This is a genomic window from Cryobacterium sp. Y29 (genome assembly GCF_002929825.1).
GTDB lineage: Bacteria > Actinomycetota > Actinomycetes > Actinomycetales > Microbacteriaceae > Cryobacterium.
Map to the genome: position 1 here is coordinate 24,182 of NZ_PJJN01000029.1, position 19,836 is coordinate 44,017.

General features: G+C 59.1%; 19 protein-coding genes. 8 read left to right on the top strand and 11 right to left on the bottom strand.

Annotated elements, in window-relative coordinates; genetic code table 11:
• Window positions 1-112: 112 nt before the first annotated feature.
• The 7 genes from CXY74_RS05160 to dnaA form a co-directional block, all read right to left on the bottom strand.
• Complete coding sequence (locus CXY74_RS05160; protein ID WP_104128758.1) at window positions 113-517, bottom strand: DUF3566 domain-containing protein; 405 nt, start codon at window positions 515-517, stop codon at window positions 113-115.
• Window positions 510-3,074 (bottom strand): DNA gyrase subunit A, encoded by a 2,565-nt coding sequence (gene gyrA / locus CXY74_RS05165; protein WP_233193233.1) that lies wholly within the window; start codon window positions 3,072-3,074, stop codon window positions 510-512. Before gyrA ends, CXY74_RS05160 begins: the two co-directional genes overlap by 8 nt.
• A gap of 76 nt (window positions 3,075-3,150) precedes the next feature.
• On the bottom strand, window positions 3,151-5,181 hold the full coding sequence (gene gyrB, locus CXY74_RS05170; RefSeq protein WP_104199449.1) for a DNA topoisomerase (ATP-hydrolyzing) subunit B: 2,031 nt from the start codon (window positions 5,179-5,181) through the stop codon (window positions 3,151-3,153).
• A 121-nt stretch (window positions 5,182-5,302) separates the two neighbouring features.
• Window positions 5,303-5,842, bottom strand: coding sequence for a DUF721 domain-containing protein (locus CXY74_RS05175; protein WP_370446125.1), 540 nt, complete (start codon window positions 5,840-5,842; stop codon window positions 5,303-5,305).
• Window positions 5,835-7,001, bottom strand: a complete 1,167-nt coding sequence (recF, locus tag CXY74_RS05180) for a DNA replication/repair protein RecF (RefSeq protein WP_104199451.1) — start codon at window positions 6,999-7,001, stop codon at window positions 5,835-5,837. Before recF ends, CXY74_RS05175 begins: the two co-directional genes overlap by 8 nt.
• A 5-nt stretch (window positions 7,002-7,006) precedes the next feature.
• Entirely contained in the window at window positions 7,007-8,164 is a 1,158-nt protein-coding gene (dnaN, locus tag CXY74_RS05185) for a DNA polymerase III subunit beta (RefSeq protein WP_104199452.1), read from the bottom strand.
• Between the two features lie 479 nt (window positions 8,165-8,643).
• On the bottom strand, window positions 8,644-10,062 hold the full coding sequence (dnaA, locus tag CXY74_RS05190) for a chromosomal replication initiator protein DnaA (RefSeq protein WP_104199453.1): 1,419 nt from the start codon (window positions 10,060-10,062) through the stop codon (window positions 8,644-8,646).
• Window positions 10,063-10,533: 471 nt separating this feature from the next.
• On the opposite strand from dnaA, the gene rpmH reads away from it, so the two are divergent.
• The 8 genes from rpmH to CXY74_RS05230 all read left to right on the top strand — a co-directional run bounded on the left by rpmH (window position 10,534) and on the right by CXY74_RS05230 (window position 15,679).
• Window positions 10,534-10,671 (top strand): 50S ribosomal protein L34, encoded by a 138-nt coding sequence (gene rpmH / locus CXY74_RS05195; protein WP_010204566.1) that lies wholly within the window; start codon window positions 10,534-10,536, stop codon window positions 10,669-10,671.
• 23 nt (window positions 10,672-10,694) lie between these two features.
• On the top strand, window positions 10,695-11,072 hold the full coding sequence (gene rnpA, locus CXY74_RS05200) for a ribonuclease P protein component (protein ID WP_104199454.1): 378 nt from the start codon (window positions 10,695-10,697) through the stop codon (window positions 11,070-11,072).
• Window positions 11,069-11,380 (top strand): membrane protein insertion efficiency factor YidD, encoded by a 312-nt coding sequence (yidD, locus tag CXY74_RS05205; RefSeq protein WP_104199455.1) that lies wholly within the window; start codon window positions 11,069-11,071, stop codon window positions 11,378-11,380. Before rnpA ends, yidD begins: the two co-directional genes overlap by 4 nt.
• 8 nt (window positions 11,381-11,388) lie before the next feature.
• A complete protein-coding gene (gene yidC / locus CXY74_RS05210; protein ID WP_104199456.1) occupies window positions 11,389-12,363 on the top strand; it encodes a membrane protein insertase YidC in 975 nt (324 codons plus the stop codon).
• 38 nt (window positions 12,364-12,401) lie between these two features.
• Window positions 12,402-12,965 (top strand): R3H domain-containing nucleic acid-binding protein, encoded by a 564-nt coding sequence (locus CXY74_RS05215; protein WP_104199569.1) that lies wholly within the window; start codon window positions 12,402-12,404, stop codon window positions 12,963-12,965.
• A 56-nt stretch (window positions 12,966-13,021) separates the two neighbouring features.
• Complete coding sequence (gene rsmG, locus CXY74_RS05220) at window positions 13,022-13,687, top strand: 16S rRNA (guanine(527)-N(7))-methyltransferase RsmG (protein WP_104199457.1); 666 nt, start codon at window positions 13,022-13,024, stop codon at window positions 13,685-13,687.
• Window positions 13,688-13,763: 76 nt separating this feature from the next.
• A complete protein-coding gene (locus CXY74_RS05225; protein ID WP_104199458.1) occupies window positions 13,764-14,717 on the top strand; it encodes a ParA family protein in 954 nt (317 codons plus the stop codon).
• Window positions 14,717-15,679 carry a ParB/RepB/Spo0J family partition protein gene (locus CXY74_RS05230; protein ID WP_104199459.1) on the top strand — a complete coding sequence of 321 codons (963 nt, stop codon included), beginning with the start codon at window positions 14,717-14,719 and terminating at the stop codon, window positions 15,677-15,679. Before CXY74_RS05225 ends, CXY74_RS05230 begins: the two co-directional genes overlap by 1 nt.
• Window positions 15,680-15,992: 313 nt before the next feature.
• On the opposite strand, the gene CXY74_RS05235 is transcribed toward CXY74_RS05230, so the two are convergent.
• The 4 genes from CXY74_RS05235 to trxB all read right to left on the bottom strand — a co-directional run bounded on the left by CXY74_RS05235 (window position 15,993) and on the right by trxB (window position 19,764).
• The gene (locus tag CXY74_RS05235) at window positions 15,993-16,949 is read right to left on the bottom strand and encodes a D-alanine--D-alanine ligase (RefSeq protein ID WP_104199460.1); all 957 of its coding nucleotides are present in this window, start codon (window positions 16,947-16,949) and stop codon (window positions 15,993-15,995) included.
• 42 nt (window positions 16,950-16,991) lie between these two features.
• Entirely contained in the window at window positions 16,992-18,356 is a 1,365-nt protein-coding gene (locus tag CXY74_RS05240; protein WP_370446126.1) for a PLP-dependent aminotransferase family protein, read from the bottom strand.
• Between the two features lie 102 nt (window positions 18,357-18,458).
• Window positions 18,459-18,782 (bottom strand): thioredoxin, encoded by a 324-nt coding sequence (gene trxA / locus CXY74_RS05245; protein WP_104199462.1) that lies wholly within the window; start codon window positions 18,780-18,782, stop codon window positions 18,459-18,461.
• A gap of 10 nt (window positions 18,783-18,792) precedes the next feature.
• Complete coding sequence (gene trxB / locus CXY74_RS05250; protein WP_104199463.1) at window positions 18,793-19,764, bottom strand: thioredoxin-disulfide reductase; 972 nt, start codon at window positions 19,762-19,764, stop codon at window positions 18,793-18,795.
• Window positions 19,765-19,836 lie beyond the last annotated feature (72 nt).

Below are 19,836 nucleotides of genomic sequence, written 5' to 3' on the forward strand. Positions count from 1 at the left end.
ATCTGGCCGGAACTTGAAATCGAGTCATCCTCCTGAAGAAGAAACGACGTGAATTCGGCATACGAGGGCTGTTTTACGGTAAAAACAGCCCTCAATCGCGCAAAATAACCGATTAGTTATTGGTGAAGCCGACGAGGAGCCCGCCGGTGATTTTGACACTCAAGTTGTACAGAACAGCGTAGATGGCACCGAGAGCAGTGATCACGACAATATTCAGCACGGCCACGACGACCGCAAAGCCCATGACATTGCCGATCGAGAGGATGGCGGCCAGATCGGCCGATTCTCCCGCGACGGTTGCGTACAACTCGTCAACCGTGGTCAGCACCTCGGTCTGCACCAGAACGGTGTAGGTGAGGAAGGTCGCCACGATCGTAACGATGGCGAGGCAGACCGCCACCAAGAATGACAGTTTTACGCTCGACCAGAAATCAACGTAGACCAGTTTGAGGCGAACCTGCTTGCTCGCGGTCTTGCGAGTGGATTTTTTTGCGAGTTTTTCGGCAACGCTACTCATTCGGTGTCTCTACTTTCCCTGAATCCGCGTTTGGAACAGCGTCCTCCGCAGCAGTGGTGTCGATGGCACCAGCTGGTGCGTCGGCATCCGTAACGCCTTCTTCGTCGGTGGCGACCAGATTACGTTCGATGTTTTTCGCGATGGAAATGATTCGGTCGTCATCCGCGAACTTCGCGAATACAACGCCCATCGTGTCCCGACCCTTGGCCGGAACCTCAGCGACGTGAGAGCGTACCACCTTGCCACTGGCAAGAACCACAAGAACCTCATCCTCGGAGTTGACAATCAACGAACCGACCAGGTCACCACGATCGTCGTTGAGCTTTGCCACCTTGATCCCGAGGCCTCCACGATTCTGCAGCCGGTATTGGTCAGCCGCGGTGCGCTTGGCGTAACCACCCTCTGTCACCACGAAGACATAGCCATCGTCGTTGATAACGGATGCGTCCAGCAGGTTGTCCTCACCGCGAAAGTGCATTCCGATCACGCCGGACGTGCTGCGCCCCATCGGGCGCAACGCCTCGTCGGTCGCGGTGAAGCGAATCGACATGCCCTTACGAGAGACCAGCAGTAGGTCGGAGTCATCTTCGACGAGCAGGGCGGACACGAGTTCGTCGCCTTCGCGCAGCTTGATCGCGATGATGCCGCCGGTGCGGTTGGTGTCGTACTCACTGAGCGCAGTCTTCTTGATCAAGCCGTCGCGGGTAGCGAGGGTCAGATACTGGGCCACCTCGTAGTCGCGAATATCGAGGATCTGCGCGATTTCCTCCCCTGGCTGCAACGCGAGCAGATTGGCCACGTGCTGGCCTTTAGCGTCGCGGCCGGATTCCTGGGCCTCATAGGCCTTGGCCCGGTAAACCCGACCGGTGTTGGTGAAGAACAACAGCCAGTGGTGCGTAGTGGTGACGAAAAAGTGTTCGACCACGTCGTCCGCGCGCAACTGGGCACCCTTGACTCCCTTGCCGCCGCGGTGCTGGTTGCGGTAGTTGTCGCTACGGGTGCGCTTGATGTAGCCGCCGCGCGTGACGGTGACCACCATTTCCTCTTCAGGGATGAGGTCTTCGACCGACATATCGCCGTCGAAACCGAACATGATCTCGGTGCGGCGGTCGTCTCCGAACTTTGCGGTGATCTCGGCGAGTTCTTCACTGATGATCGTTCGTTGACGCTCGGGGCTGGCCAGGATCGACTTGAATTCCGCGATCTGCAATTCGAGCTCGGCAGCCTGGTCGATGATCTTCTGGCGCTCGAGGGCGGCGAGGCGACGCAACTGCATGGTGAGAATCGCGTCGGCCTGCAACTTGTCGACGTCGAGCAGGGCCATGAGGCCTTCTCGGGCGTCGTCGACCGTGTTCGAGCGACGGATGAGCGCGATCACCTCGTCGAGGGCGTCCAGTGCCTTGAGGTAGCCGCGCAGAATGTGCGCATCCGCCTCGGCTTTGTTCAGGCGGAACTGGGTGCGCCGAACGATAACCTCGACCTGGTGAGCGACCCAGGCCGAGATGAAACCATCGAGGGCGAGGGTACGCGGTACGCCGTCGACGATGGCGAGCATATTCGCACCGAAATTCTCCTGCAACTGCGTGTGCTTGTAGAGGTTGTTCAGCACGACCTTGGCGACGGCATCGCGCTTGAGCACGATGACAAGGCGCTGGCCGGTGCGACCACTGGTCTCATCGCGGATGTCCGCAATGCCGGTGACTTTGGCGTCCTTGACCAGGTCCGCGATCTTGATCGCGAGGTTGTCAGGGTTCACTTGGTAGGGCAGTTCGGTGATGACGAGGCAGGTTCGGCCCTGCAACTCTTCAATACTCACAACCGCCCGCATGGTGATCGAGCCACGCCCGGTGCGATAGGCGTCCTGAATACCCTTGACTCCCAGAATCTGGGCGCCGGTGGGAAAGTCAGGTCCCTTGATGCGGGAAATCAGCGCTTCGAGCAACTCATCGCGCGTAGCGTCGGGATTCTCGAGATACCACTGGGCGCCGGCGGCAACCTCACGCAGGTTGTGCGGTGGAATGTTGGTGGCCATACCGACCGCGATTCCGACCGAGCCGTTGACCAACAGGTTCGGAAAGCGGGCCGGCAGCACGGTCGGCTCGAGGGTTCGACCGTCGTAGTTGTCCTGAAAATCGACGGTGTCCTCGTCGATGTCCCGAACCATTTCCATGGCCAGCGGGGCCATTTTGGTCTCGGTGTATCGCGGGGCTGCCGCACCATCGTTGCCGGGGGAACCGAAGTTGCCCTGGCCGAGGGCGAGCGGATACCGCAGGCTCCACGGCTGAACGAGACGCACAAGCGCGTCATAAATCGACGAGTCACCGTGCGGATGGAATTGTCCCATCACGTCTCCGACGACGCGGGCGCACTTGGAGAAGGCCTTGTCCGGTCGATAGCCGCCGTCGAACATGGCGTAAATCACACGTCGGTGCACGGGCTTCATACCGTCGCGCACGTCGGGCAGCGCACGCCCGACGATGACGCTCATCGCATAATCGAGGTAGGAACGCTGCATTTCCAGCTGAAGGTCGACCTGGTCGATCTTGCCGTGCTGCACGAGGTGGGCTGCCGCAGCGGCCGCGGTTGCAGCCGCCTCGTCCGGGTTAGTTGAACCGGAGTTGCCCGTGGTGTCGTCAGATGTCAAGGAAACGCACGTCCTTCGCGTTTTTCTGAATGAAGTTACGTCGTGATTCGACGTCTTCACCCATCAGGGTGGAGAAGATCTCGTCGGCAGATGCCGCGTCGTCCAGGGTGACCTGCAGCAGGGTGCGGGATTCGGGAGCCATGGTGGTTTCCCACAGTTCCTTGTAGTCCATCTCGCCGAGGCCCTTGTAGCGCTGGATTCCGTTGTCTTTCGGGATGCGCTTGCCGGACGCTGCTCCGTCGGCCAGGAGCGCATCGCGCTCCACGTCGGAGTACACGTACTGGTGCGCAGAGTTGCTCCATTTAAGACGGTACAGCGGCGGTTGAGCGAGGTACACATAACCCAGGTCGATCAGCGGGCGCATGTAGCGAAACAGCAGGGTCAGAAGCAGGGTGGTGATGTGCTGGCCGTCGACATCGGCGTCGGCCATCAAAACAATCTTGTGGTACCGAACCTTATCGGGGTTGAATTCTTCCCCCATGCCGGCGCCGAAGGCCGTGATCATCGCTTGAACCTCATTGTTACCGAGGGCACGGTCGAGGCGCGCCTTCTCCACGTTGAGGATCTTGCCGCGAAGGGGCAGGATGGCCTGGAATTCGGGGTTACGTCCCTGCACGGCCGAGCCGCCGGCCGAGTCTCCCTCCACGATGAAAATTTCGGAGAGCGACGGGTCCTTACTCTGGCAGTCCTTGAGCTTGCCTGGCATACCCCCACCCTCGAGCAACCCTTTGCGGCGCGCGGTTTCGCGAGCCTTTCGGGCTGCCATTCGAGCGTTTGAGGCCTGCAGGGACTTGCGGATGATTTCGCGGGCCGGGTTCGGATTGCGGTTGAACCAGTCGGTGAGTTGATCGTTGGCGACCTTCTGCACAAACGATTTCGCCTCGGTGTTGCCGAGCTTGGTCTTGGTCTGGCCTTCGAACTGTGGTTCGGCGAGCTTGATCGATACGACCGCTGTCAAACCCTCGCGGACATCATCGCCGGTGAGGTTGTCATCCTTCTCTTTCAGGATGCCTTTCTCACGGGCGTACTTGTTCACCAGCGTGGTCAGTGCGGCGCGGAAACCCTCTTCGTGCGTTCCACCCTCGTGCGTGTTGATCGTGTTTGCATAGGTGTGCACGCTCTCGGTGTAGGCAGTGGTCCACTGCATGGCCACTTCAAGGGCCATCTTGCGTTCCTGGTCTTCCCACTCGAAGGAGATGATCTCATCGTTGACAAGGTCGGCCTTCTTGGCGCGATTGAGGTATTCGACGTAGTCGACGAGCCCCTGGTCGTACTTGAAGGTGTTACTGACGGCTGTGCCATCATCGGCCTGGTGGTCTTCACGCTCGTCGGTGAGGGTGAGTCGCAGGCCTTTATTGAGAAAGCCCATCTGCTGAAAACGCGCGCGCAGGGTTTCGTAGTCGAACTCGATCGTCTCGAAAGTTTCAGCACTCGGCCAGAACGTGATGGTCGTGCCAGTTTCGTCGTTGGCTTCGCCCTGTTCGAGGGGAGCGTTCGGAACACCGTTAGCGAAGCTTTGACGCCAGATATATCCCTGGCGGCGCACCTCGACCTCGAGACGGCTTGACAGGGCATTGACGACGGAGCTTCCCACGCCGTGCAGACCACCGGAGACGGAATATCCACCGCCGCCGAACTTACCGCCAGCGTGAAGCACGGTGAGTACTACCTCGACGGTCGAGCGTCCCTCTGCCTTATGGATGTCGACTGGAATGCCGCGACCGTTGTCCTCGACGCGAATCGCGCCATCGGCCAGGATTCGAATGTCGATAGTGTCACAGTGGCCCGCAAGAGCTTCATCGACGGAGTTGTCGACGATCTCATACACGAGATGGTGTAGTCCGCGTGGTCCAGTGGACCCGATGTACATTCCGGGTCGCTTACGAACGGCCTCCAGGCCTTCAAGCACCTGGATATCATCGGCACCGTATTCATGCTCCGTTTCCCGCTCCCCCTGTTGCTGGGAAATGACTGGGGATATATCTGGGGACGGACGTTCGGGCGTCGGTTCAACTGTCATCTGAAATTAGGCTCCTGACCATCGCACGGGCGACCCCTCAGTCTACCAAACAGGGGAAGATGAACAGGCCATAATCGCTGTTTGACGCGTTTTGTTCAAGGGGTTGACCTTAAATGTGGGGTTACCCGTAGGTATCGCGTGGACCACGCCCTGGAATTGATCTGGGGCCCTTTTTCCAGGACGGCGCGTTGGGCCCTTGGAAACGAATTGATTGAATACCAGCATCCGGGTACCGATTTGCAATATGTTCCATGATCACATTGCGCATGAGTCGCAATTGGGTCGCCCAAGCGGTGGATTCACAGCGCACCGTGAGCACACCGTCGTCGATGCCGGCCGGGGTCGAATGATTGGCAGTTTCTTCGCCCGCAAGCTCTGCCCACGTCGCGAGAAGTTCAGACTGGGCCAACGGTGAGTTCCACCCCAACTGCAGGGTCAGCGAATTGATCGTGTCGCCGAGACCGCGCGGGTCGCGTCCTATCCCGAACGGAACACTCGAGCCAGCAACCGGCGCAATTCGCTTACGACCGCGCGCACGCCTGGCGTTGGGATCACCGAAAATGCTCTTGAAGCGCAGGTAGACGTTGGTAGCTTCACTGGTACTAAATTCCACCGAATCGTCTGCTTCGGTTGTTTCACGTGGAACATTTTCGTCAACCATTGGTGACGACTCCGGCATGAATGTGGATGGTGTGTGCCACAAGCGCAGCGGGGACGTCTTCGAGAACCGCGGCCGTAATCAAAACCTGTTCGTACGTCTCGATCGCGGCGGCCAACCTGGCCCGGCGGTCCAGATCCAGCTCGGCAAAAACGTCATCGAGGATCAAAACCGGGTCTCCGCTGGCTGACTCTTGCCGCAACAGCGAAGCGGATGCAAGTTTCAACGACAGCGCGAACGACCACGATTCTCCATGGCTGGCATAGCCTTTGGCCGGCAAGGCGTTGAGCATGAACACCAGGTCGTCGCGGTGCGGTCCCGCCAGGGTGATGCCTCGTTCCAACTCGCGCTTTCGCAGGCCGACCAGCGCTGCGCGAAAAATCTCATTGGTAGAGGACTCTACCGACGCCGCCGGTTGAGAGGCGATAGGCATGACCACGCCGAGTTCGGCGTCTTCATCAGCACCGAGGATGCTCAAGCTCGCGACTAGGGCCGGACCATGGTCTTCATTGACGACGGCTCGATACGCCGCACGCAACGGTTCACCGAGCTGCCGTACAAGTTTGGCGCGTTCGTCGATAATTTCAGAACCGAATTCCACGAGCCTTTCATCCCAGATTTCGAGGGTCGAGAGCTGGTTACCACGCACTCCCGATGCTCGGGCCGATTTGAGTAAGGTATTGCGCTGCTTGAGCACACGATCATAATCGCTGAGCACTGCGGCCAGGCGCGGATTACGCAGCACCAAAAGCTGGTCGAGAAACTTACGACGCCCCGATGGATCGCCTCGGACGAGGGCCAGATCCTCCGGTGCAAAGACCACACTCGAAAAATACCGGGGCAGATCACGGGTCTTGATAACCGACCGATTAACTTGAGCCCGGTTTTGACCGGATCGATTGAGCTGCACCTCGGCCAGGATATCGCGGCCGTTGTATTCGAGTCTGGCTCGGATTATGCCGGCATCCTGGCCGGCGCGAATCATCGCCTTATCCGTGGAGACTCGGTGCGACCCTAGTGTGCTGAGAAAGCCGAGTGCCTCGACCAGGTTGGTTTTGCCTTGTCCATTGCGCCCGACGATGAGGTTCGGACCCGGGACAAAAGCAACCTCGGCGTTCGAATAGTTTCGAAAGTCGGTTAGTGAGAGGTGGGTAACCCGCACCGGCGTTAGCGCAGCAGCAGGTTGGGCTGGAGCAGATACTTGTAGCTGTCCACTCCGGCTTGCTCGCGCGAGGTCTGGCTGGTGATCAACACCGGCCCGGGCTTATTCGGATTCTCTGTTTTCGTGAACGAGATCCGCACAAATTCGGAGCGGACAGCGCTGAGCCCGTCCAGAAGAAACTGCGGCTTGAGTGAGACGACGGTTTCGGTCCCGGACAGGATGGCATCAATAGTTTCCGAGGCCTGTGCCTGCTCGGAGCCCACGGCTTCCAAGGTGACCCCGTCAGTGGCAAAGGTGAAACGTAAGGCGGCTTCACGTTCCAGTACAAGTTGCACGCGCCGGGTGGCTTCGATGAGGTCAGCCGTGTTCATCACCGCATAGTTGTCAACGGTGGCCGGGAACAACCGGCGAACTGGCGGGAAATTGCCTTTGATCAGCAACGAGGTCACGGTTTTCTTATTCGCGGTGAACGCGATCAGCTCGCGATCGTCGCTGTTGGTGATCGAGACCGAAATGGTTCCGCTGTGGCCGAAAGTCTTACCGACTTCCTGCAGGGTACGGGCCGGTACGAGGGCCGTGACGGTGCCTTGCGCGTTGTCCGCCGTGTTACTGCCCGCGTCCCAGTCAATTTCTCGAACCGCAACGCGGTACCGGTCGGTGGCGACCAGGCTCAGGCTGTTTTCGGTGACCTCAAGCTGTACGCCGGTGATAACAGGGGTGACGTCATCTCGCGACGCCGCTACAGCGACCTGGGCAACAGCCGCCGCGAATTCCTCAGCCGGAACGAGTCCCGATTGGGTCGTGACGATAGGAATACTGGGGTATTCCTCAACGGGCATAGACAGGAGGGTGAAGCTTGCGGAGCCGCAGCTGACCTTGATGCGGGAATCTTCCGTGGAAAAACGTACCGGTGCGTTGGGCAGACGACTGGCGATTTCAGCGAGCAAACGCCCCGACACGAGAACCTTGCCGGTCTCCTCAACCTCGGCCAGAATCTCCGTTTGAGCAGAAACCTCATAGTCGAACGAGGAGAGAATCAAACCGGTGGCGGTGGCTTCAATGAGGACGCCACTGAGGATTGGCAAGGTGGTGCGCTGAGGCAGAAGTTTGACCGCGAAGGACACTGCTTCGCTGAAGACATCCCGATTGGCCTGAAATCTCACGAAACATTCCTTGCGTTCGACGGGCGAGTGGGTGGTCCTCAATGCTAGCTGTGTTCACGGGCTGGTTCGTTACCGTCGTGGTTGAGCGGCGCCGGCCGTCAAGGTTGTCGGCTAGATCAAGGTTAAGAAATTCTTGTTAATCTTCTTAACCGTTGTGGAAACTGTGGATAACTCTGTGAAAACAGCTCAGGCATTGGGAATTACACGTTTGTAAGTTGTGAGCGAGCTGTGGAAGTTTGTCATTCGTTTGGGCAAGCGCGCGGCGGAAGAATTACACGTTTCCACAGGGTGCCCCCGAGTTTCTACAGGCGATGACCGGTTGTGTGAGTTAATTCCACAGGGTTATCCACAGGTGTGAAAACTAAAAAAAATTCGGTCCCTCCGGGCCTAAGCAAGGCGTACCTGCCTAAACCGTCCGAAGGGACCGCTCAAATTTTCGCGCCACAGCGGTGGTTCTGACCTGCAGCGAAGCTTGTGACCTACTTGTACCGATGATCCTGCTTGATGCGGTTGGTCAGCTCGGTCACCTGGTTGTAAATTGAGCGACGTTCCTTCATCAGTTCACTGATCTTCTTGTTGGCGTACATCACGGTCGTGTGATCCCGATTACCGAACAGTTGACCGATTTTGGGCAGGGAAAGATTCGTGAGTTCGCGGCACAGGTACATGGCAATTTGACGGGCGGTAGCTATTGCCTGAGACCGGCTGGATCCATAGAGGTCATCAACGGACAGTTTGAAGTAGTTGGCCGTATTCGTAATGATGTCAACTGGAGCGATGACGTTGTCCTCGTCCAGGGTGATCAGGTCTTTCAAAACTGTCTGTACCAGATCCATATCCACCGGCGTGCGATTCAGGCTAGCGAAGGCGGTGACCCGAATCAAAGTGCCTTCGAGCTCACGAATGTTAGACGAGACCTTCGACGCCATGAACTCGAGAATGTCGTGTGGGACTTGCAGTTTCTCGCTCTGCGCCTTTTTTCGCAGGATAGCGATGCGGGTTTCCAGGTCCGGAGCCTGGACATCCGTGATCAGGCCCCACTCAAAGCGGCTGCGCATGCGGTCTTCAAAGCCGGTGAGGTGTTTGGGAGGCAGGTCACTTGTGATCACAACCTGCTTGTTGTGGTCGTGCAGAGTGTTGAAGGTGTGAAAAAAAGCTTCCTGGGTTTCCGCTTTGTTTTGAAGAAACTGGATGTCATCGATCATGAGGATGTCGATGTTTCGATATCGAGCCTGGAAAGCCGAGCCGCGGTTGTTCGCGATGGAGTTGATGAAGTCGTTAGTGAACTCCTCCGAACTGACGTAACGAACACGAATTCCGGGGTAAAGGCTCATCGCGTAGTGGCCGATTGCGTGCAAAAGGTGTGTCTTGCCGAGGCCCGATGATCCGTAGATGAAAAGCGGGTTGTATGCCTTGGCCGGTGCTTCGGCGACTGCAACGGCGGCAGCATGGGCGAATCTGTTTGATTGCCCGATCACGAAGTTGTCGAAACTGTATTTGGGGTTGAGCCGGGTTTCGTGGGGTTGTGCCGCGACTGAACCCTCAAAAACCGATTGCGCGGGGGCGGGAGTGATGACGTCCGGCGGGGTCATCGTTTGTTGCACCGGTCGCAACGCTTCCTGCTCGAGTTCGGGGTTGACGACCACATAGAAGGTTGAGACGGCAGTCGCCTCATCGAGCTGGCCCATCGCAGTCAGCAGGGGAACCCTCATCCGCTGGTTGAGCATGCTGGCCGTGAACTCGTTCGGGACCTCGAGATAGAACGTGCCAGCCGCGATGCCCTTCGGCTCGACCAGGCTGAGAAATCCGTACAGCATGGGTGTGATGGTGGCGTCGGATTCCAACGTCGTCAGTACAGACCGCCATGTTTCAGCTATCGGCGCTTCTACGTCTGCCATTGTTCCTACAATCTGTGCATTTCGAGTTTTCACTGTTGGGCGACCGGCGGATGCGGGTGGCTTTAATGCCGGGCACCGGCCGCCGGCCTTATCGGTCCGCGTGAGCCCGTTTCGGAGGCCCGTGTGAGTTCTTGGACCGAACTCATCGTTAAAGTTATCCACCGCCTGTGTACAAAATCAGCTGAATTCTCAGGTTGGTGCGACCAACCTGTGGATAACTTGACTTTACGGTACTCAATGCCGCGCAGCGAGGCGAATTCATCGGGCGCTACGCAACCTCCCTTCAGTATTTACGTTGGGGTCATTATTGTGCAGAATCCCCCGATTCGGAGTCTGAGTTTGACCAGACGTGGCCGAGGCCGTAGTTTTAATCAGTTGACCCCATCCCGCGGGCTTCCATACTCTGTGCGCGCTGTTGTTTTGGCCGAGGGGAATTGGCCAGCGGTGATTCAAATACGTGGAGATTGAATTATGAGCAAAAGAACTTTCCAGCCGAACAACCGCCGTCGCGCCAAGGTGCACGGCTTCCGCCTGCGGATGCGCACCCGTGCGGGCCGCGCCATCCTCGGTGCTCGCCGTCGCAAGGGTCGCACCGAACTCTCAGCGTAGGTTTTCATGCTCGCCAGGTTCTCGTGCTCGCTCACATAAATCGCATTACGAGCGGCAGTGACTATCAGGGCGTCGTTCGGCGTGGTCAGCGGATCAGTGGTGCGCATACCGTTCTTTATGTGCGAAAAAACGCTGGAGTCCAATCTGATGTCGCCGGTGCTCCGGTTCGGTTCGGCTTTATCGTCGCAAAGAATGTGGGTGACGCTGTGAAGCGCAATCTCGTTCGGCGCCGCCTCAAGGCGGTCACGTTCGAACTGCTCCCACTGGTTCCGGCAGGAACGGATGTTGTCATCCGTGCTTTGCCGGGAGCGAGCAATGTCGCGTGGCAGGCGCTGCGCGATGAAGTTCACCAGTCCCTCTCCCGCCCGCAGTCCGCGCGGAAGAAGAGTGTGGGCCGATGAATCCGGTACTCGCGACGATTATCTTGATACCCCGCAACGTTGGTGTCGTGGTTCTTCGCGTGTATCGCGCCGTGATCTCTCCACTGTATGGAGATGTGTGCCGGTATTACCCGTCTTGTTCGGCCTACGCACTGGGGGCCGTTCAGGAACACGGACTAGCGTGGGGTTGTGCTCTTGCGGCGCGCAGGCTGAGCCATTGTCATCCGTGGTCACCAGGCGGCATTGACGATGTTCCACTCAAAAGCAAGCGTCGCTTTCGTCTGACGTCGTTCGGTTTTGTTGTCGCACCTAGCCACGGAAAGGGCTAACCCACAGTATGGACCTCATAGGTACGATCCTCTGGCCTCTGAAATGGGTGGTCGAGCTGCTGCTCGTAGCCTTCCACTGGCTCTTTTCCAACTTGGGGATGGGCTACAACGACGGCATCACGTGGGTGCTGTCCATCGTCGGCCTCGTCTTGGTCGTGCGCGCCGCCCTGATTCCTATCTTCGTACGGCAAATCAAGAGCCAGCGCAAGATGCTCGAAGTCGCGCCGCAGCTCAAGAAGATCCAGGACAAGTACAAGGGGAAGAAAGACCAGTTCTCGCGCGAGGCGATGTCCCGCGAGACCATGGCCATGTACAAAAAGACCGGGACCAACCCGCTGGCTTCGTGCCTGCCACTGCTCTTGCAGATGCCCATTTTCTTTGCACTCTTCTCGGTCCTCAACGACGCCCAGCGTTCTAATGCCGGTGTCGGTCCGCTGGACCAAAGTCTCGCGGAGAGTTTCGGTAATGCCACGCTCTTTGGTAACGCTCCCCTGCACGACACATTCGCCTCGCAGTGGACTCGCTGGATTGCCGGGACCGACTTCAACCTCGCCGTCATGCTCATCGCCGCCACCATGGTCATTCTTATGACCGCTTCGCAGTTCATCACGCAGTTGCAGATCGTTTCCAAGAACATGTCGCCGGAAACCAAGGCGAGTCCGATGTTCAAGCAGCAGCGCATCATGCTCTACCTTCTCCCCCTCGTCTTCGCCTTCTCCGGTGTCGCGTTCCCGCTCGGCGTGATGTTCTACTGGCTCACCTCTAATATCTGGACCATGATTCAGCAGTTCCTGGTCATTCGAAACATGCCGACCCCTGGCAGCGAAGCCGCCAAGGCCCGCGAAGAACGTTTGGCGCGTAAGGGCAAGCTCATCGCGACCGATGGTGACATCATTGTGGTGGAGGAGCCTGCCAAGCCCGTTCAGCGCCAGCAGCCGGTCGGCAAGGCCCGCGCCAAAAAACAAACCGGCCCGAAGAAGTAGTGGAGATCATCGTGACGGACAAAACCGGCCTCACTGAAATGGGCACTGTCACTGCTGACAATGCCGATGTAACTGCTCACCCAACGGATCCCTCATCCGGCGCTCCCGAAACCGGGAGCGTTACCGAGGCCCCCCTTACGACCGATCAGCTTGAGCGTGAGGGTGATATTGCCGCGGACTACATCGAGGAATTTCTCGATATTTGCGACCTCGATGGCGATATTGACATCGATGCCCGCAATGGACGGGCCTACCTAGCGGTCAAAGCGTCGGACGCCGACAATCTGCGAGTGCTTTCCAAACCAGATACGGTCAACGCCCTGCAGGAGCTGACTCGCCTCGCGGTGCAAAATAAGACGGGTTCTTTCTCGCGTCTGATCTTGGACATCGGTGGGTCTCGCGAGACGCGCGAAGCTGAGCTCGCGACCCTCGTAGCACACGCCATTGAGCGGATTGAGGGCGGGGCGACCGCGGCCGACCTGCCGGCCATGTCCTCCTACGAGCGCAAACTCGTGCACGACATCGTCGCAGCCAATGGTGGGTACCGCTCGGAGTCGTCCGGTGAAGGCCGCGACCGCCACACCGTTATCACCGCAGCGTAACCTCGTTGGTCATGTCGCAATCTGTTACGCCGGACCCGCTCCGAGCTGCTTCGAAGATGCCGGGATCCACGCCCGCGTCAGGGAGCGCGCTCGATCCGGTCACACTGGAGATTGAGCCGTTATCGGCGATAGAACTTTTGGGTCCCCAAATTGATCTCATGCGGGCGTTTACCAATAATTTAGCTGATCAGGGCGAAATTCTGGGGCTAATTGGTCCACTGGAACTTCCGCGTCTGTGGTCACGGCACATTCTCAATTGCGCCATTGTGGCGCCGCTTTTACGTCCCGGTCTCGTGGGGGACGTTGGTTCCGGTGCTGGTCTTCCCGGTGTCGTGCTGGCCATCGCCCGGCCCGACGTGAACTTCGTGCTGATCGAACCGATGGAACGTCGGGTTGCCTGGCTGAATGACCAGGTTGCTGCCCTGCACTTGCCGAATGTGACCGTAGTGCGTGCTCGTGCCGAAGACGCACGCCTGACGCACCCACTTGATCAGGTGACTGCTCGCGCTGTGAGTGCGTTCAGCAAGCTGATTCCGCTGACTGCCCCCCTACTGCGCAGTGGTGGTGAGCTCATTCTTATGAAAGGCGAGGGGGCGGAGCGTGAGATTGAAGCGGCGGCGAAGCCGATTCGCAAGTATCGCCTGCGCAAGGTTGAGGTAATTACCCTCGGCGCGGGCGTGCTGCCTGAGGTAACCCGGGTCATCAGAGCTACAGTGGAGTAGTTCCGAATGGTACTGGATTTGGTGTTCGGGGGTCCCTTTCGGGTGGCTCATCAACCGTCGAGCGTAAAGGTTTCACGTGAAACATCCTGCTGAAGATCAGCACACCGGCAAGGCGGCAGGCTTCGATGCGACAACACCGCTGGCCCGTGAAATTGCGGAACTGACGCGTCGCCGCCAGGTAATTGCCGCTGGCGAGTTGCCAAAACCGGATCAGACCCGGGTGTTGACGATTTCCAACCAAAAAGGTGGCGTGGGCAAGACAACAACCGCGGTCAACCTCGCCGCAGCCCTCGCTCGCCAGGGCGCGCGTGTGTTGGTCATCGACCTGGATCCGCAGGGCAACGCTTCTACTGCCCTCGGTGTTGAGCACCGTGCCGAGACGCCAAGCGTCTACGACGTCATCATCAACGATATGCCCATGGCTGAGGTCGTACAGAAGAGCCCCGAATTCGGTGCCTTGTTTTGTGTTCCCGCTACGATCCATCTGGCTGGTGCCGAGATTGAACTGGTGTCGCTCGTTGCGCGCGAGCAACGACTCCGCCGTGCTCTTGATCTGTACCTTGCCGAGGCGGTCGAACCGTACGATTACGTTTTCATCGACTGTCCACCGTCGCTCGGTCTCCTGACTATCAATGCTTTCGTCGCCGCTCGCGAAGTTCTCATCCCCATTCAGTGCGAGTACTACGCACTCGAGGGACTGAGTCAGCTGCTCAAAAACATCGCTCTAATCGAAAAGCATCTCAACCCCGAGCTCGTCGTCTCGACCATTCTGCTCACCATGTACGATAGCCGGACCAATCTGGCCACCCAGGTTGCCAAAGAGGTGCGCGATCACTTTCCGGAACAGGTCCTCAACACCGCTATTCCGCGCTCTGTGCGCGTTTCTGAGGCGCCGAGCTACGGCCAGAGCGTTGTGAGTTACGATCTCAACTCGGCAGGATCGCTTTCATACCTTGAAGCAGCAGCTGAAATGGCCCATCGTGGGGCGCCGCGAACAGAAAATAAGCCCCAAACGAAAGAAAAGCACTAATGGCGAAAAGAACCGGCCTCGGCCGCGGTATCGGCGCACTCATCCCGGTGCAAGACGACACGTCTGCGCCCCGCCCGGTCGATGTATTTTTTCCGCGCAGTGCAACCGCTCTGACGGATGCCTCCCCCGAAGTTCCTTCCGACGTCCCGCTGATAGCGGGCGCCCGGTTGGCGCAGCTGAATCCTCACGACATTGTTCCCAACCGGGCCCAGCCGCGAACTATTTTCGACGAGGATGACCTTGCTGAACTGGTGCACAGCATTCGCGAGGTCGGGGTACTCCAGCCAATCGTTGTGAGGCCATTGGCTGATGAACCGGGCAAATATGAGCTTGTTATGGGTGAGCGTCGACTGCGCGCCACCAAGGAGGTCGGGCTCGACACCATTCCAGCTGTCGTTCGTGAAACCGCCGACGTCGACATGCTGCGCGACGCGTTGCTGGAGAATCTGCACCGCGCCCAGCTGAATCCGCTGGAAGAAGCGTCTGCATATCAGCAGTTGCTTGCCGACTTCGGCATTACTCAGGAGGAACTGGCAAAACGCATCGGTCGATCGCGTCCGCAGATCACCAACACCTTGCGTCTCTTGAAACTGCCGGAATCGGTGCAGGTGCGTGTCGCCGCTGGTGTTTTGTCTGCCGGTCACGCGCGAGCGATTCTGTCGGTGGGTGACCCGGCCGGCATGCTACGCCTCGCCGACAAGATCGTCGAAGAAGACTTGTCCGTTCGCGCCGCTGAGGCCGCGGCAGTTGCGGTTCCCCGGGCAACAAAAGCGAAACCACTGCCGGGTCGACGCCAAGGGCACCTTGACGAGATCGCAGAGCATCTTGGAGATCGCCTTGATACCCGCGTCAAGATCAATCTGGGGCTAAGGAAAGGCCAGATCACAGTCGATTTCGCGACCATTGGTGATCTGAATCGCATTCTGACGGTTCTCGGCGAACCGGGTTTTAGCGCGAGCTGACGAGAGGCTTCCTCGGCGTCACGTTTCACGTGAAACGGTGTACTGAGGTGGCTGCACATCGTTTTACCGGACTCCCGGCGCCGGTGGTCCTCCCGAAAGGTGCGCCTTGTGCTTGGGTGTGTTTTGGCACCGTGGATATTAGTTTGCCCTGTTTGCCCTGTTTGCCCTGTTTGCCCTGTTTGCCCTGTTTGCCCGTACGCGACGGGTTTGGCGTGTTTCACGTGAAACATGCTGATCGTGCTGGCCGGCACGACGGTGTTTCACGTGAAACACGAGGATCGCTGTACGACAGTGTTTCACGTGAAACGGCACACTACTGAGTGGCTAGGGCGTTTGCTGCCAGGGCCGAGTAGGTGGCACCGAGAGTACGGCGGTCGGCTTCGATGGCCTGCGGAACCAGGGATGTTTCGGTCAGGCCGGGGAGTACGTTGGCCTCGAGAAACCAGGGGGTGCCGGCGGCGTCGACAATGAGGTCGATTCGACTGAGGTGGCGCAGCCCCAGGAGAGTGTGGATGGCGACTGCGGCCGCGGCGACGGTCGCGGAGATAGCGTCAGCAAGGCGGGCGGGGGTGTAAAAGTCCGTCTCACCTGCGTTATAACGGGCCTCGAAGCTGTACACGCCGTCGAGGGGGACGATTTCCACGATTGGCAGAGCCACGGGGCCATCCCCGGTGTCGAGTACGGCGACCGTAACTTCGGTCCCGTCAATGTAGGCCTCGACCAGGGCGGTGTCGGCGTAGGTGTACGCGTCGACCATGGCACGGGGAAGGTCGGCGGGAGTGCGCACGATCGTGACGCCCTGAGATGACCCGCCCTGGGCTGGCTTGACGACGAGCGGCAGGCCGATGGCGCTCACCAGGTGCTCGAGCACGCTCGCGGCGCCGAGGTCACGAAAGGTTTCGGTCGATAGGGCAATCGCTGGGGGAGTAGCGAAACCAGCCCGCAAGACCAGCTCTTTAGCGATGGCTTTGTTCCAGGCGAGGGCTGCTGCGGGGCCGCGCGAGCCAAGAAAAGGAATTCCGGTGGTTTCCAGAAGGGACAGGAGCGCGCCATCCTCTCCGGTGGCGCCGTGCAGGGTGGGCCAGATGAGGTCAGGAACCTGCTCTGCCAGCGTGCCCAGCAAGTTGGCGCCAGGGTCGAGCACGGTGACGGAATGGCCTTCGTCGGTGAGGGCATCCGCTATACGCCGGCCAGAACGCAGCGATACGTCACGCTCGTGGGAGATGCCACCGGCCAGCACAATGATTTTAAGTGCGGAGAATTCGCTCATGATCAGGTTTTTTCCTAGCTGGGTGTGGGTGGTAAAGCGAATTTAGGAGATATTTGCTGGCGGGCCGCCGAAACGCGGATTCTGGGTCCCCGGCCGATCTGGGGCAGCGCCGAGTGATCCTGTGCCCGCGAAGGTATCGAGTAGGTCGAGTTCGCCGCGAATAACAGTAGCCAGACGGCGTATGCCAAGTCGGATGTTGTCGGGGGTGGGATAGCAGAACGCGAGACGTAAGTTCTGGCGTCCATCACCGTCGGCGTAGAACGCGGTCCCGGGAGTGTATGCGACAAGTTCTCTGACCGCACGAGGAAGCATGGCTTTGGAATCGAGTTGTTCGGGCAGGGTCACCCACACGTAGAAACCACCGGTTGGATTGGTCCAGCTCAGGTCGGGGAGATATTCATCCAGGGCAGCCAGCATGGCATTCTTGCGTTCGTGGTACACACCACGAAACGTGTTGATTTGCGCTTTCCAGTCGGCCGTAGAGAGGTATTCCGAGATGACCATCTGGGTGAAGGCGCTGGGAGAAAGCACGGCCGCCTCGTTGGCGAGCACGAGTTTCTCGCGGATCGCGTGCGGGGCGAGTGCCCAGCCCACCCGAAAGCCGGGGGCGAGTGTCTTGGAAAAGGTGCCCAGGTAGACGACGCCGTCGCGCTCGAGCGAGCGGATGGCATCTGGCGCAGGCTGGTCGAAATAGAGCAGCCCGTATGGGTTGTCCTCGAGCACCAAGATGTTGTTCGAGCGGCAGATCTGTAGAATTTCCAGGCGTCGTGCCCAACTGAGCGTCACGCCCGCCGGATTGTGAAAGCTGGGAATGGTATACAGAAACTTGATGGTGCGTCCGGCTGCCTTGAGGGCCGCAATGTGCTCGATCAGCGCGGCGGGGATCAGGCCGTTCTCGTCCATCGGCACGTGGTCGATCTCGGCTTGATACGACTTGAAGATCACCATGGCGGTGACGTAGCTGGGGCCTTCGGAGATGACGACATCGCCGGGGTTCAGGAACAATTTGCTCACCAATTCCAGGGCGTGCTGGGAGCCGGTCGTGACGACCACGTCGTCGGCGTTGGCCTTGATGCCTTCGAGTGCCATGACGTCGAGAATTTGCTCTCGTAGCAAGGGAACTCCCTGACCAGAGCCATATTGCAGGGCGGTGGCACCCTTCTCCCGCATGACCCGGTCCATGGCGTTGATGACGAGGTCCTGTGGCAGGGCGGCGACGTACGGCATGCCGCCGGCGAGTGAGACCACCTCGGGGCGGGAAGCCACGGCAAAGAGTGCACGCACTTCGGATGCCTTGAGCCCGGCGGCTCGGTCGGCGTAGTGGTGGTACCACGGGTCGAGGTTATTGCCGCCCTGCGCAGTACTTGTCTGCACAGGGCCGGCCTGAGGGGAACCCTGAATTGTCACGTCACATCCGTTCTACTGTGTTCTTTATCGTATGGGGTGGTGCCGGGCAGGAAAAAACCCGCCCGGTCGATGCCGGACGGGTCTAATCGTGGGGAGACTGGTTTAGACGAGGAAGTCGGCCAGGTCCTTCTCGAGCTGCGGCTTCGGCTTGGCGCCGATGACGGTCTTGACGACCTCACCCTTCTGGAAGACCTTCATCGCGGGGATGGAGGTGATCTGGTACTTCGCGGCCAAGGCGGGGTGCTCGTCGACATTGAGTTTGACGATGTCGAGCTTGTCGGCGTTCTCGGTGGCAATCTGGTCGAGGATCGGGCTGACGGCGCGGCAAGGGCCACACCACTCGGCCCAGAAATCCACCAGAACGGTCTTCTCGTTGTTGATGACTTCTTGCTCGAAGTTGGCTTCGGTAACGGATCGTGCGGACATGTAATACTCCTTAGATAACTGATGCGAGTTCGGTGTCGCCGGCTTGGGCCAGCAAGGCAGGGGGAAGGGTGCTGAGGTAATGCTCTGCGTCGAGAGCGGCCGCGCAGCCGGAGCCAGCCGCAGTGATCGCCTGACGGTAGCTGGAGTCGATCACGTCGCCAGCCGCAAACACGCCGGCCTGGCTGGTGAGCGAGGATCGGCCCGCGACGGCGATGGTGCCTTCTGGCGTGAGATCGAGCTGCTTGTGCACGAGGTGCGTGCGTGGATCGTTGCCGATCGCCACGAACACGCCACCAACAGGCAGGCTGGTCTCGGTTCCAGAAACCGTGTCGCGCAGGGTGAGACCGTCGACAGCGTCGGTGCCGGTGATGCCGACGACCTCGGAGTTCCAGGTGAATTCGATCTTGTCGTTTGCGAAGGCACGTTCCTGCATGATCTTCGACGCACGCAATTCACCCTTGCGGTGGATGACGTGCACCTTGGAGGCGAACCGGGTGAGGAACGTGGCTTCTTCCATGGCGGAGTCGCCACCGCCGATCACGGCGATTTCTTTGCCCTTGAAGAAGAAACCGTCACAGGTGGCGCACCAGGAGACGCCGCGGCCGGAGAGACGTTCTTCATCACTGAGGCCCAGCTTGCGGTAAGCGGAACCGGTAGCAAAAATGACCGTGAGCGCCTGCTCAACGTCACCGTTGCCGAGGGTGACCGTCTTGATCGGTCCCGACAGGTCAACAGATTCGACGTCGTCGTAGAGGACCTCGGTGCCGAAGCGTTCCGCCTGCTCCTGCATTTTGGTCATCAGGTCGGGTCCCTGTACGCCTTCCGGGAAGCCGGGAAAGTTCTCGACGTCGGTCGTGTTCATCAATTCACCGCCGGCCTCCACCGAACTGGCAATCAGAAGCGGTTTGAGGTTGGCCCTGGCGGCGTAAATCGCCGCCGTGTAGCCGGCCGGTCCGGAACCGATGATGATGATCTGACGCACGCGCACGCTCCTTGCAGTAATGGGCAAGACGGGCAATATCCCGCCTCACGCTTCGATACAACACATCCTAAT

Excerpts from the sequence above, each read along its gene's own strand:
- rsmG (WP_104199457.1), top strand. The coding sequence starts at position 13,022 with ATGCCGGGATCCACGCCCGCGTCAGGGAGCGCGCTCGATCCGGTCACA.
- dnaA (WP_104199453.1), bottom strand. The coding sequence starts at position 10,062 with ATGGCAGACGTAGAAGCGCCGATAGCTGAAACATGGCGGTCTGTACTG.
- gyrB (WP_104199449.1), bottom strand. The coding sequence starts at position 5,181 with ATGACAGTTGAACCGACGCCCGAACGTCCGTCCCCAGATATATCCCCA.
- CXY74_RS05160 (WP_104128758.1), bottom strand. The coding sequence starts at position 517 with ATGAGTAGCGTTGCCGAAAAACTCGCAAAAAAATCCACTCGCAAGACC.
- yidD (WP_104199455.1), top strand. The coding sequence starts at position 11,069 with ATGAATCCGGTACTCGCGACGATTATCTTGATACCCCGCAACGTTGGT.
- yidC (WP_104199456.1), top strand. The coding sequence starts at position 11,389 with ATGGACCTCATAGGTACGATCCTCTGGCCTCTGAAATGGGTGGTCGAG.
- CXY74_RS05175 (WP_370446125.1), bottom strand. The coding sequence starts at position 5,842 with ATGGTTGACGAAAATGTTCCACGTGAAACAACCGAAGCAGACGATTCG.
- CXY74_RS05235 (WP_104199460.1), bottom strand. The coding sequence starts at position 16,949 with ATGAGCGAATTCTCCGCACTTAAAATCATTGTGCTGGCCGGTGGCATC.
- trxA (WP_104199462.1), bottom strand. The coding sequence starts at position 18,782 with ATGTCCGCACGATCCGTTACCGAAGCCAACTTCGAGCAAGAAGTCATC.
- CXY74_RS05215 (WP_104199569.1), top strand. The coding sequence starts at position 12,402 with ATGGGCACTGTCACTGCTGACAATGCCGATGTAACTGCTCACCCAACG.
- rpmH (WP_010204566.1), top strand. The coding sequence starts at position 10,534 with ATGAGCAAAAGAACTTTCCAGCCGAACAACCGCCGTCGCGCCAAGGTG.
- CXY74_RS05230 (WP_104199459.1), top strand. The coding sequence starts at position 14,717 with ATGGCGAAAAGAACCGGCCTCGGCCGCGGTATCGGCGCACTCATCCCG.